A 2,035-nucleotide genomic window follows, 5' to 3' on the forward strand; every position below is an offset into this window, starting at 1 on the left:
CGTCGCTTGAACTGACGGCGTCGGTGGCCGGCCGGTGGCCGAATCCTCGGCTGGACCGATGGCGTGGGCGGCTGGCTCCGCGGCCGATCCCTCGGCTGGACTGATGGCGTGGGTGGCCGGCTCGGCGGCCGAATCCTCGGCTGGACCGACGCGTGAGCGGCCGTCCGCCGGCTGATTCTTCGGCTGGCCGATGGCATGGTCGGCGGCTCGGCGGCTGATCCCTCGGCTGGTGGCTGGACCGGCATTGGTGGCCGGATCCGCGGCCGTCCGGCGGCCGTCCCGCGGCTGAGCCCATTGCGTGGCGGCGAGGTTCTGGTTCTGTCCCGCGAATCATGCGCAGCGATATTGGATGACGCGTCGGGGCCTGGACGTGGCGCGCGGGATGCGAGCAACGGCGGACGGGCTGTGCTCCAGCTGTTGCTTCCGGCGCGGCCGTCCCTGGCCGCGCTTATCGCACCCGGCCGGGCCACCGACACCCCGCGGCATCCCGCTGCTCGTGCAGGTTTGCGGCGCTGTCCCGCTGGGACTGGCCGGACGCCGACCCGGCGCCGCTTCGCTGGCCGACGACACCGAGCCACCCCTCGGTCGGGCCGAAATGCAGGACCGGCCACCCGCCGTCCTCGACGGACATGATCGGCGGGTAGACCCTGGCCCGGCGGCCGATGCCTCGGCTGGACCGACGGCATGGGCGGGGACCGGGGCGATGCCTCGGCTGGGCCGACGGCGTGGGCGGGGACCGGCCCGGCGGGCGATGCCTCGGCTGGCCCGGCGGCTGATTGCTCGGCTGGACCGGTGGCCTGGGTGGCGATCAGCCCGGCGGCAGATCCCTCGGCCTGGACCGGCCGCCCAGCCCGGTAGCTGCGAAACTCCAGCCCCGGACCTGCGGTTGCCCGACCCCGGGACGCGTAAGGGAAAAGGACCCCTACCGATCCGCCATGCCGGCCCGCCGGCGAAGGGCCGAGACATCCGTGACCACGATGCGGCGGCCTTCGGTGCGGAGCCATCCGCGGCTGGCGAACGAGCCGATCGCCTGGTTGACGCTCTGCCGGGAGCCGCCCGCCATCTCCGCCAGCTGGCTCTGGTTGAGCTCGATCGTGATCATCGGGGCCTGGCTCTCGCCGGCCAGCCGGACCAGGGTCTTGGCCACCCGGCCGGGCAGGTCGAGGAAGACGTGGTCGGCGTTCTGTTCGGTGAGGCGGCGGATCAGCGCGCCCACCGAGCGCATCACCGCGTCCAGGATGCGGGGGTTGGAGTGGACCAGGTCGATGAATGCCACGCGGGACAGGGCCAGGGCCTGGCTGTCCTCGATCGCTTCGGCCGATGCCGAGCGGGTCAGCGCGTCCAGCAGGGAGACCTCGCCGAGGACGTCGGGTGGGCGGACCACGGTCAGGACCGCGCGTTCGCCGGTCGGCGCCGTACGGAAGACGGCGATCGCGCCGCGGCGCAGGATGATCAGGGAGTCGCCGGGGTCGTGCTCGACGAAGAGGATCTGACCTTTGCGGTACGTGCGTGGCACCGCGGCTGCGATCACCCGCTGGCGGACGTCCGGCTCCAGCCCGGCGAACATCTCCACGCCTGTGAGCGCGTCTCCTTGCTCTGCCAGTCGATGATCCACGGTCAGTCCCTCCCCGATCGGGACCCCCGTGGACACAGTTGTCCGGCGCCGGCCCCACGACGCGAACGATCACTCTTAGCATGAAGAGCCACGTCGACGCCATTTGATACATCCAGCAGACGCGTACGATCATCCCGCTTGCGTAGCTATCTGTACACCCTCTAATCGCCCGGCGTGACTATCGCCCACGGTGTCCGTCGTCATTACGGTCTGTACCGGGATAATCGCCGCCGTGCCGGATGACGACCTTCTTCGATCGACTTTGCGCGACCAGTGGCACCTCGTACCCGCCGAGATCACGGCGCTGCCCGGGGGTCTGCTCTCGCACGGCTGGGACGTGACCGCGGGCGGCGAACGCTTCGTGGCCCGCCTGGCCGACCCCGCCGCGCGCCAGCCGGTCGAGGCGGGCCTGGCCGCCGC

The 2,035-nt window shown here is 71.7% G+C and carries 1 protein-coding gene and 1 pseudogene; one reads left to right on the plus strand and one right to left on the minus strand.

The annotated features are described in order from the left end of the window. Positions 1-922 precede the first annotated feature (922 nt). Complete coding sequence (locus tag AB0C29_RS45570) at positions 923-1,615, minus strand: Crp/Fnr family transcriptional regulator (protein ID WP_023359859.1); 693 nt, start codon at positions 1,613-1,615, stop codon at positions 923-925. 232 nt (positions 1,616-1,847) lie between these two features. On the opposite strand from AB0C29_RS45570, the pseudogene AB0C29_RS45575 reads away from it, so the two are divergent. Further along, positions 1,848-2,035, plus strand: a pseudogene (locus AB0C29_RS45575) (serine kinase); the annotation flags it as partial.

This window comes from Actinoplanes sp. NPDC048791, from assembly GCF_040650095.1.
In the GTDB taxonomy this organism is placed as follows: Bacteria; Actinomycetota; Actinomycetes; order Mycobacteriales; family Micromonosporaceae; genus Actinoplanes.